The sequence below is a fragment of the Salmonella sp. SAL04196 genome, assembly GCF_046550835.1.
GTDB lineage: Bacteria > Pseudomonadota > Gammaproteobacteria > Enterobacterales > Enterobacteriaceae > Salmonella > Salmonella enterica.
In genome coordinates this window covers 1,679,528-1,704,714 of the sequence record NZ_JBGDXE010000001.1, presented here as the reverse complement: position 1 = coordinate 1,704,714, position 25,187 = coordinate 1,679,528, and the positions used below count along the sequence as shown (strand labels likewise).

General features: G+C 53.9%; 22 protein-coding genes. 10 read left to right on the top strand and 12 right to left on the bottom strand.

The genetic code is table 11. The annotated features are described in order from the left end of the window. The first annotated feature begins 244 nt into the window (after positions 1-244). Positions 245-889, top strand: coding sequence for an adenylate kinase (adk, locus tag ACLJPE_RS08610; RefSeq protein ID WP_001220237.1), 645 nt, complete (start codon positions 245-247; stop codon positions 887-889). Between the two features lie 227 nt (positions 890-1,116). After that, positions 1,117-2,079 (top strand): ferrochelatase, encoded by a 963-nt coding sequence (gene hemH, locus ACLJPE_RS08605; protein WP_001250078.1) that lies wholly within the window; start codon positions 1,117-1,119, stop codon positions 2,077-2,079. Here the strand turns inward: hemH and aes are convergent. After that, positions 2,076-3,047 carry an acetyl esterase gene (gene aes, locus ACLJPE_RS08600; protein ID WP_023212903.1) on the bottom strand — a complete coding sequence of 324 codons (972 nt, stop codon included), beginning with the start codon at positions 3,045-3,047 and terminating at the stop codon, positions 2,076-2,078. The two genes, hemH and aes, sit on opposite strands and share 4 nt — an antisense overlap. Positions 3,048-3,199: 152 nt before the next feature. Here aes and gsk point away from each other — a divergent pair, with 152 nt between their 5' ends. Then, positions 3,200-4,504: an inosine/guanosine kinase gene (gene gsk / locus ACLJPE_RS08595; protein ID WP_039512907.1), complete on the top strand. Its 1,305-nt coding sequence runs from the start codon at positions 3,200-3,202 to the stop codon at positions 4,502-4,504. A gap of 48 nt (positions 4,505-4,552) precedes the next feature. Here the strand turns inward: gsk and ybaL are convergent, their stop codons facing one another. Then, entirely contained in the window at positions 4,553-6,229 is a 1,677-nt protein-coding gene (ybaL, locus tag ACLJPE_RS08590) for a YbaL family putative K(+) efflux transporter (RefSeq protein ID WP_000546202.1), read from the bottom strand. Between the two features lie 214 nt (positions 6,230-6,443). Further along, positions 6,444-7,664: an MFS transporter gene (locus ACLJPE_RS08585; protein WP_039512910.1), complete on the bottom strand. Its 1,221-nt coding sequence runs from the start codon at positions 7,662-7,664 to the stop codon at positions 6,444-6,446. Positions 7,665-7,836: 172 nt separating this feature from the next. Here ACLJPE_RS08585 and ushA point away from each other — a divergent pair, with 172 nt between their 5' ends. Next, entirely contained in the window at positions 7,837-9,489 is a 1,653-nt protein-coding gene (gene ushA, locus ACLJPE_RS08580; RefSeq protein ID WP_023232989.1) for a bifunctional UDP-sugar hydrolase/5'-nucleotidase UshA, read from the top strand. A 116-nt stretch (positions 9,490-9,605) separates the two neighbouring features. Here ushA and ybaK read toward each other — a convergent pair whose 3' ends face one another. The 4 genes from ybaK to copA form a co-directional block, all read right to left on the bottom strand. Further along, complete coding sequence (gene ybaK, locus ACLJPE_RS08575) at positions 9,606-10,085, bottom strand: Cys-tRNA(Pro)/Cys-tRNA(Cys) deacylase YbaK (RefSeq protein ID WP_000186618.1); 480 nt, start codon at positions 10,083-10,085, stop codon at positions 9,606-9,608. 201 nt (positions 10,086-10,286) lie between these two features. Next, positions 10,287-11,081, bottom strand: a complete 795-nt coding sequence (locus ACLJPE_RS08570; protein WP_023212905.1) for a TraB/GumN family protein — start codon at positions 11,079-11,081, stop codon at positions 10,287-10,289. 76 nt (positions 11,082-11,157) lie between these two features. Continuing rightward, the gene (locus tag ACLJPE_RS08565; RefSeq protein WP_023232988.1) at positions 11,158-11,994 is read right to left on the bottom strand and encodes a lysozyme inhibitor LprI family protein; all 837 of its coding nucleotides are present in this window, start codon (positions 11,992-11,994) and stop codon (positions 11,158-11,160) included. Positions 11,995-12,146: 152 nt separating this feature from the next. Next, positions 12,147-14,648: a copper-exporting P-type ATPase CopA gene (gene copA / locus ACLJPE_RS08560; RefSeq protein WP_000083921.1), complete on the bottom strand. Its 2,502-nt coding sequence runs from the start codon at positions 14,646-14,648 to the stop codon at positions 12,147-12,149. A gap of 109 nt (positions 14,649-14,757) precedes the next feature. On the opposite strand from copA, the gene cueR reads away from it, so the two are divergent. Continuing rightward, positions 14,758-15,174, top strand: a complete 417-nt coding sequence (cueR, locus tag ACLJPE_RS08555) for a Cu(I)-responsive transcriptional regulator (RefSeq protein ID WP_001026760.1) — start codon at positions 14,758-14,760, stop codon at positions 15,172-15,174. On the opposite strand, the gene ACLJPE_RS08550 is transcribed toward cueR, so the two are convergent. Then, the gene (locus ACLJPE_RS08550; RefSeq protein WP_000561177.1) at positions 15,175-15,627 is read right to left on the bottom strand and encodes an NfeD family protein; all 453 of its coding nucleotides are present in this window, start codon (positions 15,625-15,627) and stop codon (positions 15,175-15,177) included. Further along, on the bottom strand, positions 15,624-16,541 hold the full coding sequence (locus ACLJPE_RS08545) for an SPFH domain-containing protein (RefSeq protein ID WP_000906146.1): 918 nt from the start codon (positions 16,539-16,541) through the stop codon (positions 15,624-15,626). The genes ACLJPE_RS08550 and ACLJPE_RS08545 overlap by 4 nt, the downstream gene beginning before the upstream one ends. A gap of 146 nt (positions 16,542-16,687) precedes the next feature. Here ACLJPE_RS08545 and fetA point away from each other — a divergent pair, with 146 nt between their 5' ends. Then, complete coding sequence (fetA, locus tag ACLJPE_RS08540; protein WP_000140192.1) at positions 16,688-17,365, top strand: iron efflux ABC transporter ATP-binding subunit FetA; 678 nt, start codon at positions 16,688-16,690, stop codon at positions 17,363-17,365. Further along, a complete protein-coding gene (gene fetB, locus ACLJPE_RS08535; protein ID WP_001002130.1) occupies positions 17,352-18,131 on the top strand; it encodes an iron efflux ABC transporter permease subunit FetB in 780 nt (259 codons plus the stop codon). Before fetA ends, fetB begins: the two co-directional genes overlap by 14 nt. An 85-nt stretch (positions 18,132-18,216) precedes the next feature. Here fetB and cnoX read toward each other — a convergent pair whose 3' ends face one another. The 3 genes from cnoX to tesA form a co-directional block, all read right to left on the bottom strand. Then, a complete protein-coding gene (gene cnoX / locus ACLJPE_RS08530; RefSeq protein ID WP_000116066.1) occupies positions 18,217-19,071 on the bottom strand; it encodes a chaperedoxin in 855 nt (284 codons plus the stop codon). A gap of 59 nt (positions 19,072-19,130) precedes the next feature. Continuing rightward, positions 19,131-19,901: an SDR family oxidoreductase gene (locus ACLJPE_RS08525; RefSeq protein WP_001172804.1), complete on the bottom strand. Its 771-nt coding sequence runs from the start codon at positions 19,899-19,901 to the stop codon at positions 19,131-19,133. A gap of 154 nt (positions 19,902-20,055) precedes the next feature. Further along, positions 20,056-20,670 (bottom strand): multifunctional acyl-CoA thioesterase I/protease I/lysophospholipase L1, encoded by a 615-nt coding sequence (gene tesA / locus ACLJPE_RS08520; RefSeq protein ID WP_001010574.1) that lies wholly within the window; start codon positions 20,668-20,670, stop codon positions 20,056-20,058. On the opposite strand from tesA, the gene ybbA reads away from it, so the two are divergent. The 3 genes from ybbA to ACLJPE_RS08505 all read left to right on the top strand — a co-directional run bounded on the left by ybbA (position 20,641) and on the right by ACLJPE_RS08505 (position 25,057). Next, positions 20,641-21,327, top strand: a complete 687-nt coding sequence (gene ybbA, locus ACLJPE_RS08515) for a putative ABC transporter ATP-binding protein YbbA (RefSeq protein ID WP_001110598.1) — start codon at positions 20,641-20,643, stop codon at positions 21,325-21,327. The genes tesA and ybbA overlap by 30 nt on opposite strands. Beyond that, on the top strand, positions 21,324-23,738 hold the full coding sequence (gene ybbP, locus ACLJPE_RS08510) for a putative ABC transporter permease subunit YbbP (RefSeq protein ID WP_000561765.1): 2,415 nt from the start codon (positions 21,324-21,326) through the stop codon (positions 23,736-23,738). The genes ybbA and ybbP overlap by 4 nt, the downstream gene beginning before the upstream one ends. Positions 23,739-23,923: 185 nt before the next feature. Next, entirely contained in the window at positions 23,924-25,057 is a 1,134-nt protein-coding gene (locus ACLJPE_RS08505) for a porin (protein ID WP_000152866.1), read from the top strand. The last annotated feature ends 130 nt before the right edge of the window (positions 25,058-25,187 follow it).

Below are 25,187 nucleotides of genomic sequence, written 5' to 3'. Positions count from 1 at the left end.
CGGGTACTGTTTTGTGACTGCCGGATAGCGACGCGAAGCATCTTATCCGGCCTACGGGCGAGTACTGTTTGTAGGCCGGATAAGCGCCAGCGCTATCCGGCATTTTTTATAATGCCTTCTCTTTTCTGGATTTCTCTTCGTTAACCGTTTCAGCATCAGGCGGCTTCCTTGAGCGAAATGCGTGATGGTGGTATCGTTTAGCGCTTTTTAAAAAATATCGACAACCTTTGAGGGGATTTTCGTAATGCGTATTATTCTGCTTGGCGCTCCGGGCGCGGGTAAAGGAACTCAGGCTCAGTTCATCATGGAGAAATATGGTATTCCGCAAATCTCCACTGGCGATATGCTGCGCGCCGCAGTGAAATCAGGCTCCGAGTTGGGCAAACAGGCGAAAGATATCATGGACGCCGGTAAACTGGTGACCGATGAACTGGTGATTGCGCTGGTTAAAGAGCGTATCGCCCAGGAAGACTGCCGTAACGGTTTTCTGCTGGACGGTTTCCCGCGCACGATCCCGCAGGCTGACGCGATGAAAGAAGCGGGTATTGTGGTGGATTACGTGCTGGAATTCGACGTACCGGACGAACTGATCGTTGACCGTATTGTGGGTCGTCGCGTACACGCCGCCTCTGGCCGCGTTTACCACGTAAAGTTTAATCCGCCGAAAGTGGAAGGCAAAGATGACGTCACCGGCGAAGATCTGACCACCCGTAAAGACGATCAGGAAGAGACCGTTCGCAAACGTCTGGTGGAATATCATCAGATGACCGCGCCGCTGATTGGCTACTACCAGAAAGAAGCGGAAGCGGGCAACACCAAATACGCTAAAGTTGATGGTACGCAGGCCGTTGCCGACGTGCGCGCAGCGCTGGAAAAAATCCTCGGTTAATTTTTTCGCGTAGTGAACCGCTTATCAGGCCTGCCATTATCCCGCAGGCCTGATAAGCGTAACGCCATCAGGCAATCGGTGCCGGATGCGGCCTGAACGCCTTATCCGGCCTACTGGCATCGTTAGCGCCATTCGGCAAATTCTCGTCTTACCTCTCGCAGCAATTAGTTCTTCTTTATCACTTTTCCGCTACAATTATCAACAATTTGAATAGATAAGAGGCGGCAATGCGTCAGACGAAAACCGGTATCCTGCTGGCTAACCTTGGCACGCCAGATGCCCCAACTCCCGAAGCGGTAAAGCGCTACCTGAAACAATTTTTAAGCGACAGACGCGTGGTGGATACTCCTCGTCTGCTGTGGTGGCCGCTGCTGCGTGGCGTTATTTTACCGCTGCGTTCGCCGCGCGTCGCGAAACTCTATCAATCTATCTGGATGGATGGCGGTTCGCCGCTCATGGTATATAGCCGCGAACAGCAACAGGCGCTGGCCGCGCGGTTGCCAGACACGCCCGTCGCGCTGGGGATGAGCTACGGTTCGCCCTCGCTGGAAAGCGCTGTCGATGAACTGTTAGCAAGCGACGTCGACCATATCGTCGTGCTGCCGTTGTACCCGCAATACTCTTGCTCAACGGTGGGCGCAGTCTGGGACGAACTGGGGCGGATACTGGCGCGTAAACGTCGTATTCCCGGTATCTCATTTATTCGCGATTACGCGGATGACGGCGCTTATATCGATGCGCTGGCGAAAAGCGCGCGTGAGTCGTTCGCCAGACACGGCGAGCCGGATGTGCTTCTGCTCTCCTATCACGGCATTCCACAACGTTATGCGGATGAAGGCGATGACTACCCGCAGCGCTGTCGCGATACCACGCGCGAACTGGTTTCCGCATTGGGACTGCCGCCGGAAAAGGTAATGATGACGTTCCAGTCGCGCTTTGGCCGTGAACCGTGGCTGACGCCGTACACCGATGAAACGCTAAAAATGTTGGGTGAAAAGGGGACTGGCCATATTCAGGTCATGTGTCCGGGATTTGCCGCGGATTGTCTGGAGACGCTGGAAGAGATAGCGGAACAGAATCGCGAGATCTTCCTTGAAGCGGGCGGTAAAAAATATGCGTACATTCCGGCGCTGAACGCGACGCCGGAACATATTGATATGATGCTGAAACTCACGGCGCCGTACCGTTAACGCGGCGTCTTCATCCTCGCCATAAAGAAGCGTGCGCCGTCCTGCAAGGCATCGTCGGCGATTGTCATCATTCGCGAATAGTGCAGAAAGGCGTGCAGCGTGCCGGGATACATTTTGTATTCGCAGGGCTGCTGGTGCGCCTGTAATGTCTGGTGCAGCAAGCGGCTGTCATCAATGAGCGGATCAAACTCCGCGCTGGCAATAAAGCAGGGCGGCACATCGCGCGTGAGATCGTTATTAAACAGACAATACCAGGGCGATTCCCGATCTTCTTCGTTACGCAGATAGGCCTTTTCGTACATGTCCAGATCTTCACGCGTCAGGCCGTCCCACGCGCCGCCGAACAGACGGCGGCTTACCGAGTCCTGCAACCCATACAGCCCATACCACAACAGAATCGCGATAACGTTACCGCAGCGAATGTGCTTATCACGTAGCCAGAGCGCGCTGGCAAGCGCCAGCATGGCGCCTGCGGAATCCCCGGCGAAACCGATTTTCTCCACGTTGAGCGAGTATTCATCGGCATGTTGAGAGAAGTAGCTGCATACCGCGACGGTTTCTTCGATGGCCTGCGGATAACGCGCTTGCGGCGACAGCGAATAATCAATACCGATCACGGTGCAGCCGGTATAACGCGCCAGCAGACGCATTATCCGGTCATGCGTATCCAGATTACCGAGGATAAATCCGCCGCCGTGCAGATAGTATAAGGTGGCCTGGCTGGTCGGCTGCGGCGAGTAGAGCCGGGTTGTTACATCGCCATAAGGCGTAGGGACGACGCAGGTGCGGGTGGTCATGGACGGCGCGTCGGCATTCCAGAAACGGCGCTCAAGAAGATAATACTGACGCTGGGTCTCAATATCGCCATCGGCAGGCCAGGGAGGAAGGTCTGGTTGCTGGAAGTTTACGACGGCTGTCATTTCGTCTGACAGTCGGGTGAGTACGGGAATTTTATTTTCCGGCTTCATAAAACGCTCCTTGTGAAAGTGAACCATTGTAAAAAACGCGGCCGGAGAAACTGCGATCTCGTCGTCCGATATTGAAACGCCATCGTCCGTCGCGCGCAGCGGGGGGAATGTGCTACCATGCAGCGCTCCGTTATTCATCCGTAAGCACAATCATGAAATTTCCCGGTAAACGTAAATCCAAACACTATTTTCCCGTCAATGCGCGTGACCCGTTGTTGCAACAAATTCAGCCAGAACAGGAAACCAACGCCTCCTGGGTCGTCGGTATCGACCAGACGTTGGTGGATATTGAGGCGAAAGTGGATGACGATTTTATTACACGCTATGGATTAAGCGCCGGGCATTCTCTGGTGATAGAAAACGAGGTGGCGGAGAAGCTGTATCAGGAACTGACGCGGGAAAATCTGATCACCCATCAGTTTGCTGGCGGCACCATAGGCAATACGATGCATAATTACTCGGTACTGGCGGATGACCGTTCGGTGTTACTGGGCGTGATGTGCAGCAATATTGAGATTGGCAGCTACGCTTATCGCTACCTGTGTAATACTTCCAGCCGTACCGACCTGAATTATCTGCAAGCCGTAGATGGCCCGATTGGCCGCTGTTTCACGCTGATTGGCGAATCCGGCGAGCGTACCTTCGCTATCAGCCCCGGCCATATGAATCAGTTACGGGCGGAAAGTATTCCGGAAGCGGTGATCGCTGGCGCTTCCGCGCTGGTGTTGACCTCATATCTGGTGCGCTGTAAGCCTGGCGAACCGATGCCTGACGCGACGATGAAAGCGATCGAATACGCGAAAAAGCATAACGTGCCGGTTGTCATGACGCTGGGCACCAAATTTGTGATCGCCGATAATCCGCAGTGGTGGCAGGCGTTTCTCAAAGAGAATGTCTCGATTCTGGCAATGAACGAAGAAGAAGCGGAAGCGCTGACCGGCGAAAACGACCCGCTGCTGGCGGCGGATAAGGCGCTGGACTGGGTCGACCTGGTGTTATGCACCGCCGGGCCGATAGGGTTATATATGGCGGGCTTCACCGAAGAGGAAGCAAAACGTAAAACCCAGCATCCGCTGCTGCCAGGGGCTATTGCTGAATTTAACCAGTATGAATTTAGCCGGGCAATGCGCCATAAAGATTGTATTAATCCGCTGCGCGTTTATTCGCATATTGCGCCGTATATGGGCGGGCCGGAAAAAATCATGAACACCAACGGCGCGGGCGATGGTGCGCTGGCGGCGCTGCTGCACGATATTACGGCGAACAGTTACCATCGTAGCAACGTACCGAACTCCAGTAAGCACAAATTCACCTGGCTGACCTATTCGTCGCTGGCGCAGGTGTGTAAATATGCTAACCGTGTCAGTTATCAGGTACTGAACCAGCATTCTCCGCGTCTGACACGCGGGCTGCCGGAGCGTGAGGACAGCCTGGAAGAGTCGTACTGGGATCGCTAATCTGTCTTGCCCGATGGCGCTGCGCGCATCGGGCCGTCCGGCAAACCCTTAACTGGCGACGACTTCACCTGCGGGCGGCGTTTCAAGCAGTTCCAACATCGCCCGGGCAATTTCTCGCTCGCCCATCACTACCTGATTGGCTCCCCGCTCGGTAATATATTTCACTTCATCATCATAGTGCGCGCGGGCGATTATCTCGATATCAGGACTTTTTTCTCGCGCTGAGGCGACAATCTCGCCGGCTTCGTAACCGTTGGGGATGGTCAACAACAGCCAGCGGGCGCAGTCCAGATGCGCCAGATTCATGATTTCTTCGTTAGCGGCGTTGCCCAGCACGGCGCGAATCCCGCGTTCGCGCAGCTCATCCACGCGGGTACGGGACGTTTCGATAACCACCAGCGGAATCCCCGCCGCCAGTAATTTTTCTCCCAGCAGACTGCCTACGCGGCCAAAACCCACCAGCAGGGCATGATTACAGATATCCACCGGAATTTGCTTCTCTTCTTCGATAGCCTCTTCCAGAGTTTGCTCTTCCAGCGTTTCGGTTTTCGCCAGATACTTCTCCAGCAGGGTAAACAGTACGGGATTAAGCATAATCGACAAAATAGCGCCTGCCAGCACCAGGTTCTGTCCCGCTTGCGGCAGCAGGTTGAGCGCCATGCCGAGTCCGGCGAGAATAAAGGCGAACTCGCCGATTTGCGCCAGGCTGGCGGCAATGGTCAGCGCGGTTCGCGGCGAGTGGCCGAACATACGCACCAGGAAAAATGCAGCGATCGATTTGCCAAAGACGATAATAGCAAGCGTCGCCAGCACCGCCAGCGGCTGTTGAATCAAGACTAACGGATCGAACAACATGCCGACGGAAACAAAAAACAGGACGGCAAAGGCGTCGCGCAGCGGCAACGTATCGTGCGCCGCCCGGTGACTCAGTTCCGACTCATTAAGCACCATTCCAGCGAAGAACGCGCCCAGCGCAAAAGAGACGTCAAACAGTTCTACCGCGCCAAACGCAATGCCTAACGCCAGGGCCAGTACGGAAAGGGTAAATAATTCGCGCGAGCCGGTGGCGGCGCTGCGGGCCATAATCCACGGCACCAGGCGGCGTCCGACCAGCATCATGATGGCGATAAACGCCACCACTTTACCAATGGTTATCCCCATATCGACTGCCAGCGAGGCTATGCCGACATCGCCTTTTTCCACCATGCCGGCAACGGCGGGCAGCAAGACCAGCGTCAGCACCATCACCAGATCTTCGACAATCAGCCAGCCGATGGCGATTTGCCCGCGCTGGCTATCAAGGAGTTGTCGCTCCTCAAGCGCGCGCAGCAGGACGACGGTACTGGCGGTAGACAGACAGAGCCCAAAAACGATGCCGGTCATTAATGACCATCCCAGCACGGCGGAAAGCGCCATACCCAGCAGCGTCGCCACCGCTATCTGAGCGACAGCGCCGGGAATGGCGATAGACTTTACCGCCATCAAATCCTTCAGCGAAAAATGCAGCCCGACGCCGAACATCAATAGAATCACGCCGAGCTCCGCCAGCTCCGGCGCCAGTTTGGTATCCGCAACAAAACCAGGGGTAAAAGGTCCCGCCAGAACGCCCGCTAACAGATATCCCACCAGTGGAGAAATACGCAATTTGTTGGCAATCATGCCGAGAATAAAAGCGAGCACAAGGCCGCCGACAATGGTGGTGATAAGCGGGGTAGCGTGATGCATTCCGTCTCCTTTGGTTGCTGGACTCCAAAACTCCGGGTAATAGTTTATGACAATTTCAATCAGGATGTTTATAAAAAATGGTTGTGTTTTATAAAAAGATACGATCTGAAGGCAAAAAGAGCACGGAACGTAAAAGTGATAAGTATGGGATGGACAAAGCAAGATGGCATCAGGATGTACAGGCGGTTAAAGCGTACCTTTAACCGCCATAAAATCACGCTTTATGTCGATTATCAGGTAAGAATATGGTCAGTATCCCCAGAAGCGGCAGGAAAGCACAGATTTTATAAACTAAATAGATACTGGTATGGTCGGCAATCAGCCCCAACACCGCTGCGCCCAGGCCTCCCATTCCGAAGGCAAACCCGAAAAACAGGCCGGAAACCATACCGATGCGTCCTGGCAGCAGCTCCTGGGCATACACCAGAATGGCGGAAAACGCCGACGCGAGAATAAAGCCGATAATCACCGTTAAAATCCCCGTCCAGTACAGCGTGGCGTAGGGTAAAACAAGGGTAAACGGCGCGACGCCGAGAATAGAGCCCCAAATCACATATTTTCTGCCGATTTTATCGCCCACCGGCCCGCCGATTACCGTCCCGGCAGCCACCGCAAACAGGAAGGCAAACAGATGGAGCTGCGCGTTTTGTATTGATAATCCGAATTTTTGCATCAGATAAAAGGTGTAATAGCTACTGATGCTCGCCATATAAAAATATTTCGAGAAAATGAGTAGCAATAACACGCTGACCGCCAGCACGACTTTATTGCGCGGCAGCGGGTTAGCGATTATCGCTTTTGGCTTGCCTTTCGCTATCCGGTGCTGGGCTGCATACCAGCGGCTGATCTGCGCCAGCACCACGATCGCCAGCAGCGCGGCCAGCACAAACCAGGCGACATTCCCTTTGCTATAGGGCGCGATAATCACGGCGGCCAGCAGCGGGCCCAATGAACTGCCGAAGTTTCCGCCGACCTGGAAGATAGACTGCGCCAGACCATGACGTCCGCCGGAGGCCATGCGCGCCACGCGGGACGATTCCGGGTGAAAAACGGACGAGCCGGTACCCACCAGCGCCGCAGCGAGCAATACGCCGCCAAAACTTCCCGCCATTGCCAGCAGTACCAACCCGCTCAGGGTAAAACACATGCCGACAGGCAGCGACCACGGCATGGGATACTTATCCGTCCAGTAGCCGACGACCGGTTGCAGCAGCGATGAGGCGAGCTGGAACGTCAGGGTGATCAAACCTATCTGGACGAAGGTCAGCGAGAACTCCGCCTGCAACAGGGGATAAATGGCTAAGATTAGCGACTGGATCATATCGTTCAGCAGATGGGAAAGACTGATCGCGCCCAAAATACCAAACGAAGTACGTGCTTTAGCGGCCGCTGCGGGCGCGCCGGCTAACGGCTGGGTTGGTTCACTCATGGCCATAGAAAGTCACTTAAATTTTATGCGATGTTGGAGATAGTAGGATGTGTAATTATTACTTGCCTAACATACCTGTGAAATGTGTTTGAAGGAAGTCTCAATTCTGAAAACATATTTGTCTATTATTGCAAGGAAAGGTAATTTCTGCGGTTGATATTGAGTCAGGGAGAGAAAGATGAAATTTTTGAAACGGGGTGTGGCGCTGGCGTTACTGGCGGCGTTCGCGCTGACGACTCAGCCTGCACAGGCTTACGAAAAAGATAAAACCTATAAAATTACTATCCTGCATACCAACGATCACCACGGTCACTTCTGGCGCAGCGAATATGGCGAATATGGTCTGGCGGCGCAAAAAACGTTGGTGGACAGTATCCGTAAAGAGGTGGCGCAAGAGGGGGGAAGCGTCCTGTTGTTATCCGGCGGCGACATTAATACCGGGGTGCCGGAATCCGATCTCCAGGATGCGGAGCCCGATTTCCGCGGGATGAATCTGATTCGCTACGACGCTATGGCCGTCGGTAATCATGAATTTGATAACCCGCTCACCGTATTGCGCCAGCAGGAAAAGTGGGCGAAGTTTCCCTTTCTTTCCGCCAATATTTATCAAAAAAGTACCGGCGAGCGTCTGTTTAAGCCGTGGGCTATTTTTACACGCCAGGATATAAAAATCGCGGTAATCGGCTTAACCACCGATGACACGGCGAAAATAGGCAACCCGGAATATTTCACTGATATTGAGTTTCGTAAACCTGCTGAAGAAGCAAAGGTGGTGATTCAGGAACTTAATATGAATGAAAAACCAGACGTGATTATCGCGACCACGCATATGGGACATTATGACAACGGCGATCACGGTTCGAATGCGCCGGGCGACGTTGAGATGGCGCGTAGCCTGCCTGCCGGTTCGCTGGCGATGATTGTGGGCGGTCACTCACAAGACCCGGTATGCATGGCGTCGGAAAATAAAAAACAGGTGAATTACGTACCGGGAACGCCCTGCGCGCCGGATAAGCAAAATGGCATCTGGATCGTGCAGGCGCATGAGTGGGGTAAATATGTGGGCCGCGCGGATTTCGAATTCCGTAACGGCGAGATGAAAATGGTTAACTACCAGCTTATTCCGGTAAATCTCAAGAAAAAAGTGACCTGGGATAACGGGAAAAGCGAGCGTGTACTTTACACGCCGGAAATCGCCGAAAATCCGCAAATGCTCTCGTTATTAACGCCGTTCCAGAATAAAGGTAAAGCGCAACTGGAGGTGAAAATTGGTAGCGTGAATGGCCTTCTTGAAGGCGATCGCAGTAAGGTCAGATTTGTCCAGACCAATATGGGACGGGTGATTCTGGCTGCGCAGATCGCGCGCACCGGCGCCGATTTTGGCGTGATGAGCGGCGGCGGTATTCGCGACTCGATTGAGGCGGGAGATATTACCTATAAAAGCGTGCTCAAGGTACAGCCATTCGGCAACATTGTGGTGTATGCCGATATGAGCGGCAAAGAGGTGGTTGATTATCTCACCGCCGTAGCGCAGATGAAACCGGACTCCGGCGCCTATCCACAGTTCGCCAATGTGAGCTTTGTCGCCAAAGAGGGCAAGCTCACCGATCTGAAAATCAAAGGCGAGCCTGTTGATCCGGCCAAAACCTATCGCATGGCGACGCTGAGTTTCAACGCCACGGGCGGCGATGGTTATCCGCGCATTGATAACAAACCGGGCTACGTGAATACCGGGTTTATTGACGCGGAAGTGCTGAAAGAGTTTATTCAGCAAAATTCACCGCTGGATGCGGCGGCGTTTACGCCAAAGGGTGAGGTGAGCTGGCTGTAGCGGTACGGATAGCCATTTCTGCCTGATGGCGCGCAGCCTTAAGGCCTACGGATTATGTCTGCTGTAGGCCGGATAAGGCGTTTGCGCCGCTATCCGGCAATGTATTTTACGCAGGCTTAATCCCGACGCGCGATATCAGCGAATTTAGCACCCAGTATGGCGGCCAAATCGTCAGCCGCCAGTTCAATATCCAGCCCGCGTTTACCACCGGAAACATAAATAGTGGCAAACGTGCGGGCTGGCGCGTCAATCAGCGTGGGCAGCCGTTTCTTCTGTCCCAGCGGACTGATCCCGCCAACCAGATATCCCGTGGTGCGTTGCGCCACCATCGGGTCGGCCATATCGACCTTTTTCGCGCCCAGAGCTTTGGCGACTTTTTTCAAATCCAGCTGCCCGGCTACAGGCGTCACGGCGACGGCCAGTTGCTTCATATCGCCATTTACGGCAACCAAAAGCGTTTTATACACCTGATCGGCGTTTAGCCCGAGCTTACGCACCACTTCATCGCCAAAGTTAGTTTCATTCGGATCGTGATCGTAGGTGTGAATGTTAAACGGAATCTTATTCTTTTCGAGTAACTTAACTGCGGGTGTCATAACGTTCCTTCTTACTACAGACGTGATTTGCCATCAGCATACGCCCGAAAGCGGACTAAAAAATAGTATAATCTTGTGCATTAGGTCTTGGCAGTTGCGGCAACTTTGAGCGACAATCTGAAGATCCGAAGCGAAAGCGTCGGGATAATAATAACGATGAAATTCCTCTTTGACGGGCCAATAGCGATATTGGCCATTTTTTTATTTCAATATTTGCGGTAGGTTGCCTTCGCCGTACAGATGTAGCGCCCCTACGGCTACCACGTAGCGTCCCGGCGGCAGTGCCAGCAGCGCGTCGCGCCAGGCTTCATTGCGTTTCACCATCAGTACATCATACAGCGGCTGGCTAAACGTTCTGGGGAGCGAAGCGCCGACGCTGGTCGGCGGCTGCTCAAGCCACCAGCCGATCATCACCTGCAAAAGCCGTGCGTTGGTGTGCCAGTGCGTCAGCGTGTCGTCGAGCAGAGCCATCCCGCCATCGGGCAGATCGCAGAGTAGTTCGAGCTGGTGTTTCGCCCCTTCCAGCTCTTGCACCGGCAGCGACACTTCGCGGGCAGCCTGTAATAGCTGATAATCAATGCCATAGTCCGGGCGCAATCCCAGCCGTTGCGCCTGCGTGGCCTGTAGCACCATAGCTATCTGCCATAAAGGTTGATTATCAAAATGGATCAGCGGCATACCCAACTCGCTGACCCGTTTTTCCAGTGCGCTTAGCTGCCCGGCGCTGAGACGTTCGACCAACGGCGGACATTTGGGGAGATTGCTGAATGGCGTTTCGTTACCGGAAATATCCGCTTCAACGACCAGCGCGTCGGCCTGGCGTAGCTTTTTCACCAGCTTTGCTGGAAGAGGAGCCATATCGCGCGTCCCCATATGAATACTGCCAACCAGATGCAGATGACGACCGCCGGGCAGGGAGAGATCGATAGCAGGCCAACTATTTGGGGTACCACGCAGCGCGCGCCATAAACGTTTAAGTTGATTTAATAGCTCCATACGCGCTCCCTTTGAAAAAGCTCATGCTAGCGCGTTGGAGAAAAGGGCGCAATGCGCCCTGACTGGAGGTCAACGATCAGTCGGGTAGTTCGCTGCCGTCGAGATAGGCCGTTCTGGCGATGGTCATTTCAAGCTGGCATGTATAAATACTGATGCGCTTTTCAGCAGGTATGGCCTCGGATTTTGCATCGCTAAGTTTGCCGCACTGCTGCTCTTTTTTGGTCACCCAGACTCGCTGCTCTTGTTTTAATGCCGTTCGGGCAGAGGCGGGTAGTGAATTCCAGACCTGATTAAGCTCGCGATCTCTACTCTCAAATTTCTTTGCTGCGATTTCAATCAGTGAGCTATTTTTTTTCTTTATGAGATTATCACCAGATACCGTCATTCTTGCCATTACATAAATAGACCACGCCAATTTATCGGTTTTTTTCACCGGGGTGACGACAATATCTTTGTTGTTGTCAGCAAGCTGGATATTGTAGTTAACCTCTTTCCAGGTCACCGTATTGTTTATTACCTGTCCATTCCCTTGTGAAATATAGAATAGAGTATCTGGTAAGTATTTAATTACTTTAAACAATGACTGAGGAATACCCATGGCGACGGTAGCCGAGCAAATTCGTAGGTTGGCATTTTCTGATTGAGGATTTTGCGTTATTACATTACTGAATTGAACAGGAATAGCCCGGAGTTGCTGCTCGTACTGAGTCTGGGGGATATCGAAGAAAAGCGTGGAAGGCGCTTTAATATAGTCTTGCTGTAAACGACCTAATGCTTCATTGTAAATCCACTCTTTTGCCGCCGTGACTGCATTATCATTGCCACATTTTAACTCTGGAGTGGAATCAAATAATCCTGCATAACTAACTGCGGGAGAAAGCAGGAAAAGAAGCGTAACTGCTTTTCTAAACATAAATAACACATCCTTATGATTCAAAAAAACATTATAAAATGTTGTTTTTTATTTTTCTACAGGATGTGCGGTTAAATTTTTATATATTGATACGGTAAATTACTGATGGCTTAATAATATATCAGGCAGCTAATGCTGCCTGATAGGACTTTTTACGCTTTCGGTTTAAAGCGCAATAGCCGGTTGGCATTGCTGACGACGGTAATGGAAGACAGCGCCATTGCCGCACCCGCTACTACCGGGTTTAACAAGGTACCGGTAAACGGCCACAGAATACCGGCGGCCACCGGGATACCAATGCTGTTGTAGATAAATGCGCCAAGCAGGTTTTGCTTCATATTGCGCAACGTCGCGCGCGAAATGGCCAGCGCATCCGCCACGCCCATCAGACTATGGCGCATCAGCGTAATCGCCGCGGTTTCAATCGCCACATCACTGCCTCCGCCCATCGCGATACCGACGTCCGCCTGCGCCAGCGCGGGCGCATCGTTGATACCATCGCCGACCATCGCAACCTGACGACCCTGGCTTTGCAGACGTTTAATCGCATCGGCTTTGCCATCCGGCAGAACGCCCGCAATCACTTCATCAATACCCGCTTCTTTGGCAATCGCGTTAGCCGTCGTTGGGTTATCCCCGGTGAGCATCACCAGACGGTATCCGGCGTTGTGCAGGCGTTCAAGCGCGGCAATACTATCGCTGCGCAATGGATCGCGTACCGCCAGTAACGCCGCCGCTTTACCGTCAATCGCCAGCAGGACCGGAGTAGAGCCTTGCGAGGCCTGCGCGGTGATTTCCGCCGTCATATCATCCGTGGCGACGTGCTGTTCGTTCAGCAACGCCTGGTTCCCCAGAAGCAGTTGATGACCTTCCGCTTCACCGCTGACGCCCAGTCCGCGCAGCGTTCTGAAACCGTTCACCTGAGGCAGTTTATCGTCGCCGGCTTTTTCCAGAATCGCATGGGCCAGCGGGTGGCTGGAGCCTTGTTCGAGCGCGGCTGCCAGACGTAATGCCTGAGCTTCCTCAACGCCGTTAAAGGTTTTTACCGCCACCACTTGCGGCTTGCCTTCCGTCAGCGTCCCGGTTTTATCAAAAACGAGGGTATCCAACGTACTGGCGCGTTGCAGGGCATCGGCGTCGCGTACCAGCACGCCGAATTCGGCAGCGCGGCCTACGCCGGAAATAATCGACATTGGCGTCGCCAGGCCTAATGCGCAAGGGCAGGCGATAATCAGTACGGTGGTGGCGATGACCAGCGTATAAACAATTTGCGGCGCCGGCCCGAAGAAATACCAGATAGCGGCGCTGAACAGCGCAATGGCCACGACTACGGGAACGAATACCGCAGAGATTTTATCGGCCAGTTGGCCAATTTCCGGTTTACTGCTTTGCGCCTGGCGTACCATGCGAATAATGCGTGACAGCGTGGTATGACTGCCCACCGCGCTGGCGCGGAACAGGACGCTGCCGTCCTGGACGACGGTACCGGCATGAACGCTGTCGCCTTCGCCTTTTTGCTGCGGAATGGGTTCGCCGGTCAGCATGGCTTCATCAAGCCAGGCTTCGCCCTGGGTAATTTCGCCATCCACCGGCACGCGATCGCCGGTAGTGAGCCGCAGTAGCATCCCTGGCTGAACGTCCGCCAACGGGACGCTTTTTTCGCCGTCTTCTGTCACGACGCGTGCGGTGGGCGGGGTGAGATCGAGTAATTTTTCCAGCGCTTTTGAGGAACGCTGACGGGCGCGCGCTTCCAGCATGTGTCCGAGATTAATCAGACCGATAATCATCGCGCTGGCTTCGTAATAAAGGTGCCGCGCTTCCATCGGGAACCACTGCGGCCACAGGTTGACGCTCATGGAGTAGAGCCAGGCGACCCCGGTGCCGAGCGCCACCAGCGTATCCATCGTCGCCGTGCCGTTCAGCAGGCTTTTCCACGCGTTACGGTAAAAATGACCGCCCGCAAAGACCATCACCGCAAGCGTGATCAGGCCAATAGCCAGCCACAGGCTGCGGTTGTCGCCGGTCACCATCATGTTATCGCCGATCATCCCCCAGACCATGACCGGTATACCGACCGACAGAGCGACGATGGCCTGCCAGCGAAAACGTTTCATGGTGGCGATGGCGGTTTCCTGCTGGCGCTCGCGGCGTTTGATGTCATCTTCAATCGCCTCTGCGCCGTAGCCGGCTTTTTCCACCGCCTGCACTAAATCAGCGGCGGACGCGCTGCCCATCACCAGCGCAGTGCGTTCCGCCAGGTTTACCCGTGCCTGCGTGACGCCCGGTACGCTTTGTAGCGCATGTTGTACGCGGGTGACACAACTGGCGCAGCTCATGCCGCTTAACAGCAACTGTTGGCTTTCTTCATCGGCCGTCGCTACCGGAAGCTCATGAGGAACCGCTGCCAGTGCTTCCGACGGGATTGATGACTCCGTCAGCGGTTTAGCCTTTGGGTGGCTTAACGTCGCGCCATACCCGGCTTGTTTGATGGTTTCAATTAACGCGTCCGCACTGGCGGTACCGGTAACGTGCGCTTCGGTTACGGTGACGTCCGCCAGCTCAACATCCGGACGTTGTTCAAGACTTTCTTTCACGCGTTTAACGCAATGACCGCAGGACAAACCGTCCAGGGTCAGGTCGATAGTTTGAGACATAGTAAAAACTCCTTTATGATTGGTCATCAATTCATTGACCTTAGTAATCGTAGTGACTCACTGTGATAAAGGTTAAACCTTCCAGCAAGGTTAAGGTCAAGGGGGAAATATGAATATTAGCGATGTGGCGAAAAAAACCGGTTTAACCAGCAAAGCCATTCGGTTTTATGAAGAGAAAGGGCTGGTGACGCCGCCATTACGTAGCGAAAATGGTTATCGCACCTACACGCAGAAGCATTTAAACGAGCTGACGTTGCTGCGACAGGCGAGGCAGGTGGGGTTTAATCTGGAAGAGTGTGGCGAACTGGTCAATCTGTTTAACGATCCGCGACGCCATAGCGCAGATGTGAAAAAGCGGACGCTGGAAAAGGTCGCGGAGATCGAGCGCCATATCAGCGAGCTGCAATCAATGCGCGATCAATTGCTGGCGCTGGCGGAGAGTTGTCCCGGCGATGACAGCGCCGACTGCCCGATTATTGATAATCTTTCCGGCTGCTGTCATCACAAGGCGCAAAAGCCACGTTGATTAAACGGCGCGAATGCGTAGGGTGATGCCTTCCACGGCGATCACTTCGACATGCGTACCTGCGCGCAGGTCTTCGTCAGCGCATACCGGCCACGAGCTGTCGCCGACACGCATATGACCCCGTCCGTTCACTAACGCGGCATCAAGCATAAACCGGCGGCCTACCAGTTGTTGTCCGCGTTGGTTAAGGCGGCTGTCGGTCGGCTTTTGTTCCCGCACGCGACGCGCCAGCCAGCGCCACCAAAGCCAGGCCGCCAGTAACGTTAAGGCCGCAAACAGCACGCCCTGCCATTCCCAGCCGAGCGGTAAGAGCCAGACGGTTAAGCCGGTAATCACTGCCGCCACGCCGCTCCACAGCAAATAGCCGTTACCGCCGAGCATTTCCGCAGCCAACAACAGGCCGCCGAGGCTAAGCCAGAAGATATGCGGATGCACCAGAATCATCGCTATCATGCTTTTTTCCGTTCGCTGGCGCTGTCCTTAACCAGCTCGCTGATCCCGGCGATAGCGCCCATCAGACTGCTGGCATCCAGCGGCATCATGACCACTTTGCTGTTATTCGCCGAGCCGATTTGCTGTAACGCTTCGGTGTATTTCTGCGCCACGAAGTAGTTTATCGCCTGAATATCCCCGGCGGCGATGGCTTCAGACACCATCTGCGTAGCGCGGGCTTCCGCTTCGGCGGAACGTTCGCGGGCTTCCGCCTGCAGGAAAGCGGACTGACGTTCGCCTTCGGCTTTCAGAATCTGCGACTGTTTTTCCCCCTCGGCTTTCAGTATTTCCGCCTGACGTACCCCTTCGGCCTCAAGGATATAGGCGCGTTTGGTACGTTCCGCTTTCATCTGGGCGTTCATCGAGGAGATCAATTCCGCGGGCGGGCGGACATCGCGAATTTCGATACGGGTAACTTTAATTCCCCACGGATTGGTGGCTTCATCGACAATATGCAGCAGCCGCGTGTTGATGCTGTCGCGCTGGGAGAGCATTTCATCCAGCTCCATCGAACCGAGCACCGTACGGATATTGGTCATGGTCAGGTTAATGATCGCCAGTTCCAGGTTACTGACTTCATAAGCGGCGCGCGGTGCATCGATAACCTGAATAAAACAGACCGCATCGATAGTGACGTTGGCGTTATCTTTTGAGATCACCTCCTGCGACGGAATATCCAGCACCTGCTCCATCATATTGATCTTGCGGCCAATTCTGTCCATAAATGGTACAACAAGGCTTAATCCCGGCTGCAGGGTTTTGGTGTAACGTCCAAAGCGCTCCACCGTCCACTGGTATCCCTGCGGAACGATTTTGACGCCCGCGCCGACGATCACCAGCGCGACGAAAATGAGAATAGGGATAAGAATGAGCATAGCTAAACCTCCTGTTGCGTTGTCCATAAACCGATTTTGCTGACGAATTAAGCGAATTATACCTGATTCAGTAAAGCATGTTCCCCCCTTATTAATTACAGGGATACACTATCGCTATAAAAATATGAACAACGGATGCGCAATAAATGACAGAACGTAGCATGTTGCTTGAGTTAAAGCAGGTCGGTTACCGGACTGCGACGACAAAAATAGTGAATAACATCAGTTTTACGCTGCAACGCGGCGAATTTAAGTTAATTACCGGTCCTTCTGGCTGCGGAAAAAGTACGTTGTTGAAAATGGTGGCCTCGTTAATAAGCCCTGATATCGGCGTGATTCTTTTTGAGGGGCAGGATATTACTACTCTGAGTCCGGAAGCCTATCGCCAGCAGGTTTCTTATTGCGCTCAGACGCCAGCGCTATTTGGCGATACGGTTTACGATAACCTGATTTTTCCCTGGCAAATTCGCCATCAGCGCCCGCAGCCGACAGCCTTCGCAGACGATCTGGCGCGTTTTGAACTGCCGGAGACGATTCTGCAAAAACCGATTGCCGCACTTTCCGGCGGGGAAAAACAGCGTATTGCTCTAATTCGTAATCTACAGTTTCTGCCGAAAATACTGTTACTCGACGAAATAACCAGCGCGCTGGATGAACATAACAAACGGAATGTGAATGATATTATTCATCGCTATGTTCGCGATAAGCAGGTCGCTGTCTTGTGGGTAACGCATGATAAAGATGAAATTCAACACGCGGATAAGGTGATAACGTTAACGCCATCTGCCGGAGAGATGCAGGAGGCGCGTTATGAACGAGCATAATATTACCAATACCTCGCTGGCGTTATCGATGCTGCTGGTGGTGGTCGCGATGCTCATCAGTCACAAGGAAAAGCTGGCGCTGGAAAAAGATATTCTGTGGAGCGTATGCCGGGCGGTGATACAGCTCATTATTGTCGGCTATGTACTGAAATACATCTTTGGCGTTAATCATGCCGCCCTGACGCTACTGATGGTGCTGTTCATCTGTTTTAACGCCGCATGGAACGCGCAAAAGCGCAGTAAATATATCGATAAGGCATTTCTCTCCTCGTTTATCGCCATCACCGTCGGCGCCGGACTAACGCTGACGGTACTGGTGCTTACCGGTTCGATTGAATTTGCGCCGATGCAGGTGATTCCCATCGCTGGCATGGTCGCCGGCAATGCGATGGTGGCGGTAGGGCTGTGCTACAACCAACTGGGGCTGCGTTTTCACAGCGAGCAGCAGCAAATCCAGGAAAAGTTAAGTTTGGGCGCAACGCCGAAAATGGCCTCCGCCGGGCTTATCCGCGATAGTATCCGCGCATCGCTTATCCCGACGATCGACTCGGCAAAGACCGTTGGGCTGGTGAGCCTGCCGGGGATGATGTCCGGGCTGATTTTTGCCGGGATCGATCCGGTAAAAGCGATTAAATATCAAATTATGGTAACGTTTATGCTGTTGTCGACAGCCAGCCTGTCTACCATCATTGCCTGCTATTTAACCTACCGGAAGTTCTATAATTCGCGTCATCAGTTGGTAGTGATGCCGCTCAAGAAATCATGATAGTGGCCGGATGATGGCGCAAGCGCCTTATCCGGCCTGAGGACGACAGGTAGGCCAGATAAGCGCGCCATCAGGCAAGAGAGGATTAATACAGTAGCGCGTACAACTGGCGGCGGTATTTCGACGCCAGCGCGTCGCCGGTGCCGAGCGCGGCAAGGATCTCCTGGAAGGTTTTGCGCGTTTGTCCCTCGGCGGCGGCAAGATCTTTTCTCAGATGGCTGAACAGCAATTCCAGCGCTTCTTCATTACGTCCGACCTGGTGCAACTGCAACGCCAGTTGCGTTGCCAAAGCCGCATCCTGCGGATTCTCCGCGACTTGCTGCTGAAGTTGCTGAATTTCCGGCGTATCCGCCGCCTGTTTAAGCAGTTCGATCTGCGCAACCAGCCCCTGATAACGGGTATCCTGATCCTGTAGCGGGATAGTTTTTAACACCGCTTCGGCCTCTTCAGAGCGGTTCAGCGCAATTTGCGCTTCCGCCAGTAACAGGCCAATCTCACTGTTCTGCGAAGAGAGCTGCCAGGCGTCTTTGAGCAACGGCAGCGCGTCAACATAGTTGCCCTCCTGCATTAACTGCATCGCTTGTTGCGCTTTTAGCTCTTCTTCACGCGGCAGTACTTTATCCAGCAGAGCGCGGATCGCCTCTTCCGGCTGCGGTCCCTGGAAACCATCGACCGGTTGGCCATTCTGGAACAGATAGACTGTCGGGATGGCGCGCAGACCAAACTGAGCGGCGATCATCTGTTCGGCGTCGCAGTCCAGCTTTGCCAGAATAAACTGACCGTGGTACTGGGCAGCCAGACTTTCCAGCACTGGCGTTAATTGCAGACAGTGTTGGCTGCGTTCAGACCAGAAATAGAACAGTACCGGCGTGGTCATGGACTGCTCTAAGGTCTGCTGCAGGTTGGATTCATTAATATTGACAATGTTCTGTACGGACATGGCGTCGCTCTCTTTTGTCTGTGTCACGTTTACATGGGGGCTGACGGGCGCGCTTCAACTCAGCTTTGTAAAATTTTATCCAGCATCCGGCCCGGCAATAGGCGTTTCAGCGCCATCACTGCCCAGGTGACCAGCGTAACGGGATAGCGCAGCCTGGGTTTATCGCTTGCAAAAGCATGACGCACTTTCGCTACTACCGCGTCAGGATCGCGGGTGAAACGTGCGGCGATGCCGGGATTTTCTACCGGTTTATCACGCTGCGTCTGGTTAACGTTATCCGTAAAACGGGTACGAATTGGTCCCGGTTCTATCAGACTCACTTTAATGCCTGTGTGCCGTAGCTCCATACGTAGCGCGTCAGACCAGGCTTCGAGCGCATATTTGCTGGCGGCGTAAGCGCCGCGCCCTGGGGTGGAAATCAGCCCCATCACCGATGAGGTCATCACAATGCGTCCTTCGCCATGCGGCAACATGGCGGGAAGTAAGCGCATAGTAAGCTGATGCGCGCCGAAGAAATTACTGGAAAACTGTTGCTCCATCTGCTCACGGCTGATGGTGGAAAGGGGGCCATACACGCCGTAGCCGGCATTGTTAAAGATCCCATACAGACGATTATCGGTCAGGGCGATCACTTCATCGGCGGCACGATCCACGCTTTCAGGGGAGTCGAGATCGATCAACACGCCGGTAAATCCCATACTGTTCATCCGGGCGACATCATCAGGTTTGCGGCAGCCCGCCAGGATTTGAAAGCCCTGGCGTTTAAGTTCAAGCGCGCTGTCCAGACCGATTCCGCTGGAACATCCTGTTATTAAGACCGATTTTTGCATAACTTTACCTGTCAGGATCTCCGTTGATTTAAGAGTCGTGGTTAACTATATCCGTCATACTTCAAGTTGCCTGTGCGTTCGTTTACTCCAGTCACATAGGTATCTATGCTCCTGGACATTCTCTTACGTGCCGCCTTCATGCAACTCGAATTATTCAGGAGAGAAAAGGGGTCAACTGCTTCGCCATCCAGTCGGCAATAAACGGCTGGGCGTCGCGGTTGGGATGAATGCCGTCATCCTGCATCCACTGCGGTTTCAGATATACCTCTTCCATAAAAAACGGTAACAGAGGAATATCGAACTCTTTGGCGAGCTTAGGATAAATGGCGCTAAAGGATTCATTATAACGGCGACCGTAGTTAGCGGGCAGATGAATTTGCATCAGTAACGGTTGGGCATCGGCGGCTTTCACCGTCTGAATGATTTTACGTAGCGTCTGTTCGGTTTGCGCAGGCGCAAAACCGCGTAGGCCATCGTTGCCGCCAAGCTCCACCACTACCCAGCGCGGGTGATGCTGTTGCAACAGTGCCGGCAAACGCGCCAGTCCCTGCTGCGAGGTATCTCCGCTTATACTGGCATTAACGACCGACGTTTTGTTTTGCCATTTATCATTAAGGAGCGACGGCCATGCCGCGCTGGCGGCCATACGGTAACCGGCGCTGAGGCTATCGCCCAGAATTAATAAGGTGTCTGCGGCGGCGGCACGGAAAGTTAACAGGATCAAAAACAGGAAGGGCAAATGCCAGCGGAAAACAGTGTTGAAGTTCATCGTCTCAGGAAGTCCGTCGGTCAGGGTGAGCATGAGCTTTCCATCCTTACCGGAGTTGAACTGGTTGTCAAACGCGGCGAAACCATTGCGCTGATTGGCGAATCAGGATCGGGAAAATCTACGCTGCTGGCGATTCTCGCCGGACTGGATGACGGCAGTAGCGGAGAGGTCAGTCTGGTCGGGAAACCGCTTCACCAGATGGACGAAGAGGCGCGGGCGCAGCTTCGCGCTCAGCATGTCGGTTTTGTTTTTCAATCCTTCATGCTTATTCCTACGCTTAACGCGCTGGAAAACGTTGAGCTACCGGCCCTGCTACGCGGTGAAAACAGCGGTCAGAGTAAGGCGGGGGCGAAAGCGCTGCTCGAACAACTGGGACTGGGAAAACGGCTTGACCACCTTCCGGCACAGCTTTCTGGCGGCGAACAGCAGCGCGTAGCGCTGGCGCGCGCGTTTAACGGGCGTCCTGATGTGCTGTTTGCCGATGAGCCGACGGGCAACCTTGACCGTCAGACCGGAGATAAAATCGCCGACCTGCTATTTTCGCTTAACCGCGAACACGGCACCACGCTGATTCTGGTGACGCACGACCCGGCGCTGGCGGCGCGCTGCGACCGGCGGCTGCGGTTGGTCAACGGTCAGTTACAGGAGGAGGCATGATAGCTCGCTGGTTCTGGCGCGAATGGCGCTCGCCGTCGCTGATTATTGTCTGGCTGGCGTTGAGCCTGGCGGTGGCCTGCGTACTGGCGCTCGGCAGTATCAGCGACCGGATGGAAAAAGGGTTAAGTCAGCAAAGCCGCGAGTTTATGGCAGGCGATCGGACGCTGCAAAGTTCGCGGGAGGTACCGAAAGCCTGGCTTGAAGAGGCGCGTAAACGCGGTCTTAACGTGGGCGAGCAGTTAACCTTTGCGACCATGACGTTTGCCGGCGATACGCCGCAACTGGCCAGCGTGAAGGCGGTAGATAGCGTTTATCCGATGTACGGCGAATTGCAAACCCGTCCTGACGGAGTGAAACCGCAGCCGGGTAGCGTACTGCTGGCGCCGCGTCTGATGGCGCTGCTTAATTTGAAAACGGGCGATACCATTGATGTCGGCGACGTGACCTTGCGTATTGCCGGTGAAGTGGTGCAGGAGCCGGATTCCGGGTTTAACCCTTTTCAGATGGCGCCGCGTCTGATGATGAATATGGCCGATGTGGCAAAAACCGGTGCGATACAGCCGGGGAGTCGCGTGATGTGGAGGTATAAATTCGGCGGAACGCCGCAACAGCTTGCTGGCTATGAAAGCTGGCTGTTACCGCAGCTTAAACCGGAACATCGCTGGTACGGACTGGAGCAGGATGACGGGGCATTGGGGAAATCGCTCGAACGTTCGCAGCAGTTTTTGCTGCTTTCGGCGTTATTAACGCTACTGCTGGCGGTAGCTGCCGTCGCGGTGGCGATGAGCCATTACTGCCGTAGCCGCTACGATCTGGTGGCGATTTTAAAAACGTTGGGCGCGGGCCGGGCCCAGTTGCGTAAACTTATCATCGGACAGTGGTTGATGGTGCTGGGGCTTTCCGCCGTCACGGGAGGCGCGATTGGGTTACTGTTTGAAAACATATTGCTGGTGCTGCTAAAACCGGTATTGCCCGCCGATTTGCCGCCCGCCAGCCTGTGGCCCTGGCTGTGGGCGCTGGGTGCGATGACGGTCATCTCTCTGCTGGTCGGTTTACGACCTTATCGATTGTTGCTGGCGACCCAGCCGCTACGGGTGCTGCGCCGCGATGTTGTCGCTCGCGTCTGGCCGTTAAAAATTTATTTGCCTGTCGCCTGCGCCGTCGTGGTGGCGCTGCTCGCCGGATTGATGGGCGGAAGTATGCTGTTGTGGGCGGTTCTGGCGGGTGCAGTGATACTGGCGCTGCTGTGCGGTCTGGTGGGCTGGATGCTGCTTAACGTGCTGCGCGGCATGACGTTGACGTCGCTACCGCTGCGTCTGGCCGTCAGCCGACTTCTGCGTCAGCCGTGGTCAACGTTGAGTCAGCTTTCGGCGTTTTCGCTTTCGTTTATGCTGCTGGCGCTCTTGCTGGTGCTGCGCGGCGACCTCCTTGATCGCTGGCAACAGCAGCTCCCGCCGGAAAGCCCGAACTATTTCCTTATCAATATTGCTTCAGAGCAGGTCGCGCCGCTGAAAGCCTTTTTGGCGGAACATCAGGTGATTCCGCAGACGTTTTATCCGATTGTGCGGGCGCGGTTAACCAGGATAAATGGTAATCCGACGGAAGGTCAGCAGGATGAGTCGCTCAACCGTGAACTGAATTTGACCTGGCAGGATACGCGCCCGGCGCATAATCCGCTGGTCGCCGGTCACTGGCCGCCAAAACCGGGCGAAGTCTCTATGGAAGAGGGGCTGGCGAAGCGGTTGAACGTCAAACTCGGCGATAGCGTAACCTTTATGGGCGATACCCAGGCATTTAGCGCTAAAGTCACCAGCCTGCGTCAAGTGGACTGGGAAAGCCTGCGTCCCAACTTTTTCTTCATTTTTCCTTCCGGGGCGCTGGACGGGCAACCACAAAGCTGGTTGACCAGTTTTCGCTGGGAGAATGGCAACGGCATGTTAACGCAGCTTAACCGCGAGTTTCCTACCGTCAGCCTGTTAGATATCGGGGCGATCCTGAAACAGGTGGGACAGGTGCTGGAGCAGGTCAGCCGGGCGCTGGAGGTGATGGTTGTGCTAGTCACCCTCTGCGGCATGTTGCTATTACTGGCTCAGGTGCAGGTCGGGATGCGTCAGCGTCATCAGGAGCTGGTGGTGTGGCGCACGTTAGGAGCCGGAAAGAAACTGTTGCGTACCACACTCTGGTGCGAATTCGCCATGCTGGGATTAGTTGCCGGGCTGGTCGCCGCGATTGGCGCGGAAACGGCGCTGGCGATCTTACAAATCAACGTTTTTGATTTCCCCTGGGAGCCGGACTGGCGTTTATGGGGCGCACTGCCGTTTTGCGGCGCGCTGCTGCTTTCCGTATGCGGCGGCTGGCTTGGCGTTCGTTTGCTGAAAGGCAAAGCGCTATTCCGCCAGTTTAGCGGATGATTCATGATGTGAATAATTTCGCGCCGGTTTTTAAAACGGCGCGTACTTTTTTAGTCGCACAAATTGATAACTCCTTGATTTTTAGTAGCACAAATCATTAAAAAATACACAACACGTAAGGTTTTATAACAGTTATTATTTGCCTGCTAAATGATTTGGATTGGCTATCTATCAAGGAAAATATAATGACAATTAAAATAACAGCGTTGGCGGCATCGATCGGCGCGGCAGTGGCTTTCATGCCTTTCGCTACTCAGGCGGAAATCACCGTTTTAAAACAAGATCCCCAGGCGGGTAATCCACTCAGCCGACTCAATTTCACCGTCGGCGGGAGTATTCGTCCGCAGTTCCAGAATATGACCGGCAATGACGGCGCGAACGGTTATAAACGTAATGGTTTTGATGGCGGGACGCGTTTCCGCTTCGCCGCGGATTACTATCTGTTTGATGATATCAGTTGGATTAGCTATTACGAGCTGGGCGTCAATATCCCTGCGGTATTTGACTGGGATAACCATTATGCGAAGGGCGCGACTGATACCACTCGCCGTATGCTGTATACCGGCTTCAAGAGCGCGACGTGGGGAACGCTGACCTTCGGTCAACAGAACAGCATTTATTACGATGTGGTGGGCGCAAAAACCGATATCTGGGATTACGACATGATAGGTCAGGCGCCGGGCAACGGGATTAACGGCGACTACGATGGTTCTTATCGCACGCGTAAATCATTGAAGTATAAGAAAAGCATTGGTAATGTCGATCTCTACGCGTCTTATCTGTTCAGCGACGATTATAATGCCAATAACGGTCTGAATTACAAACGTAAAGGCGGCGGTTCTTTAGGCGCGGATTACCATCTCACCGACGATCTGACCTGGGGGACGGCATGGAACTATACCCGTGCGGAGATGCGCGGCAACGGCAATAAAACTTACGATCAAAATATTGTCGGTACCGCGTTAAGCTGGACGCCGGAAAACTGGACTATCGCCGCAGGCGGCGGTTGGTATCAGAACTTTATGACGACCAAAAAAGTGTCTGTGAATGATTACTTTGCCGGCGATGCGTGGGGTCTGGAATATTTTGTCGGTTACGCTTTCCCGATTGGTCAGTATGCCGTGAAAGCTATTCAACCGTACTTTATGGGCGACCGCATTGAATATGTGAATGGCCGCGACTATCTGCGCACCGATAACGGCGTGGGGATCACCTTCCAACTGGATTATGGTTTCCGCGTTGATTATGAACATGTTTTCACCTCCAGCACTGACAATCTGGGCGATATGAACCTGGTGCGTCTGCGTTACGATTTCTAAAGCGTTTTCCTCTGCCGGATGTTGGCGTTAAGACCTCTTATCCGGCATTTCCCTTTACGCCATTCCCGCCTGACACACGCCTGAGCGCCTGCCTCGTACATTTAACGACACACCAGGAAACATCATGAAA

Excerpts from the sequence above, each read along its gene's own strand:
- ACLJPE_RS08570 (WP_023212905.1), bottom strand. The coding sequence starts at position 11,081 with ATGGAGCTATTAAATCAACTTAAACGTTTATGGCGCGCGCTGCGTGGT.
- hemH (WP_001250078.1), top strand. The coding sequence starts at position 1,117 with ATGCGTCAGACGAAAACCGGTATCCTGCTGGCTAACCTTGGCACGCCA.
- ACLJPE_RS08565 (WP_023232988.1), bottom strand. The coding sequence starts at position 11,994 with ATGTTTAGAAAAGCAGTTACGCTTCTTTTCCTGCTTTCTCCCGCAGTT.
- ybaK (WP_000186618.1), bottom strand. The coding sequence starts at position 10,085 with ATGACACCCGCAGTTAAGTTACTCGAAAAGAATAAGATTCCGTTTAAC.
- ACLJPE_RS08505 (WP_000152866.1), top strand. The coding sequence starts at position 23,924 with ATGACAATTAAAATAACAGCGTTGGCGGCATCGATCGGCGCGGCAGTG.
- ACLJPE_RS08585 (WP_039512910.1), bottom strand. The coding sequence starts at position 7,664 with ATGGCCATGAGTGAACCAACCCAGCCGTTAGCCGGCGCGCCCGCAGCG.
- copA (WP_000083921.1), bottom strand. The coding sequence starts at position 14,648 with ATGTCTCAAACTATCGACCTGACCCTGGACGGTTTGTCCTGCGGTCAT.
- ACLJPE_RS08550 (WP_000561177.1), bottom strand. The coding sequence starts at position 15,627 with ATGATAGCGATGATTCTGGTGCATCCGCATATCTTCTGGCTTAGCCTC.
- ybbP (WP_000561765.1), top strand. The coding sequence starts at position 21,324 with ATGATAGCTCGCTGGTTCTGGCGCGAATGGCGCTCGCCGTCGCTGATT.
- ybaL (WP_000546202.1), bottom strand. The coding sequence starts at position 6,229 with ATGCATCACGCTACCCCGCTTATCACCACCATTGTCGGCGGCCTTGTG.
- ACLJPE_RS08525 (WP_001172804.1), bottom strand. The coding sequence starts at position 19,901 with ATGCAAAAATCGGTCTTAATAACAGGATGTTCCAGCGGAATCGGTCTG.
- adk (WP_001220237.1), top strand. The coding sequence starts at position 245 with ATGCGTATTATTCTGCTTGGCGCTCCGGGCGCGGGTAAAGGAACTCAG.
- tesA (WP_001010574.1), bottom strand. The coding sequence starts at position 20,670 with ATGAACTTCAACACTGTTTTCCGCTGGCATTTGCCCTTCCTGTTTTTG.
- ybbA (WP_001110598.1), top strand. The coding sequence starts at position 20,641 with ATGCCAGCGGAAAACAGTGTTGAAGTTCATCGTCTCAGGAAGTCCGTC.
- cueR (WP_001026760.1), top strand. The coding sequence starts at position 14,758 with ATGAATATTAGCGATGTGGCGAAAAAAACCGGTTTAACCAGCAAAGCC.
- gsk (WP_039512907.1), top strand. The coding sequence starts at position 3,200 with ATGAAATTTCCCGGTAAACGTAAATCCAAACACTATTTTCCCGTCAAT.
- aes (WP_023212903.1), bottom strand. The coding sequence starts at position 3,047 with ATGAAGCCGGAAAATAAAATTCCCGTACTCACCCGACTGTCAGACGAA.
- fetA (WP_000140192.1), top strand. The coding sequence starts at position 16,688 with ATGACAGAACGTAGCATGTTGCTTGAGTTAAAGCAGGTCGGTTACCGG.
- ushA (WP_023232989.1), top strand. The coding sequence starts at position 7,837 with ATGAAATTTTTGAAACGGGGTGTGGCGCTGGCGTTACTGGCGGCGTTC.
- ACLJPE_RS08545 (WP_000906146.1), bottom strand. The coding sequence starts at position 16,541 with ATGCTCATTCTTATCCCTATTCTCATTTTCGTCGCGCTGGTGATCGTC.
- fetB (WP_001002130.1), top strand. The coding sequence starts at position 17,352 with ATGAACGAGCATAATATTACCAATACCTCGCTGGCGTTATCGATGCTG.
- cnoX (WP_000116066.1), bottom strand. The coding sequence starts at position 19,071 with ATGTCCGTACAGAACATTGTCAATATTAATGAATCCAACCTGCAGCAG.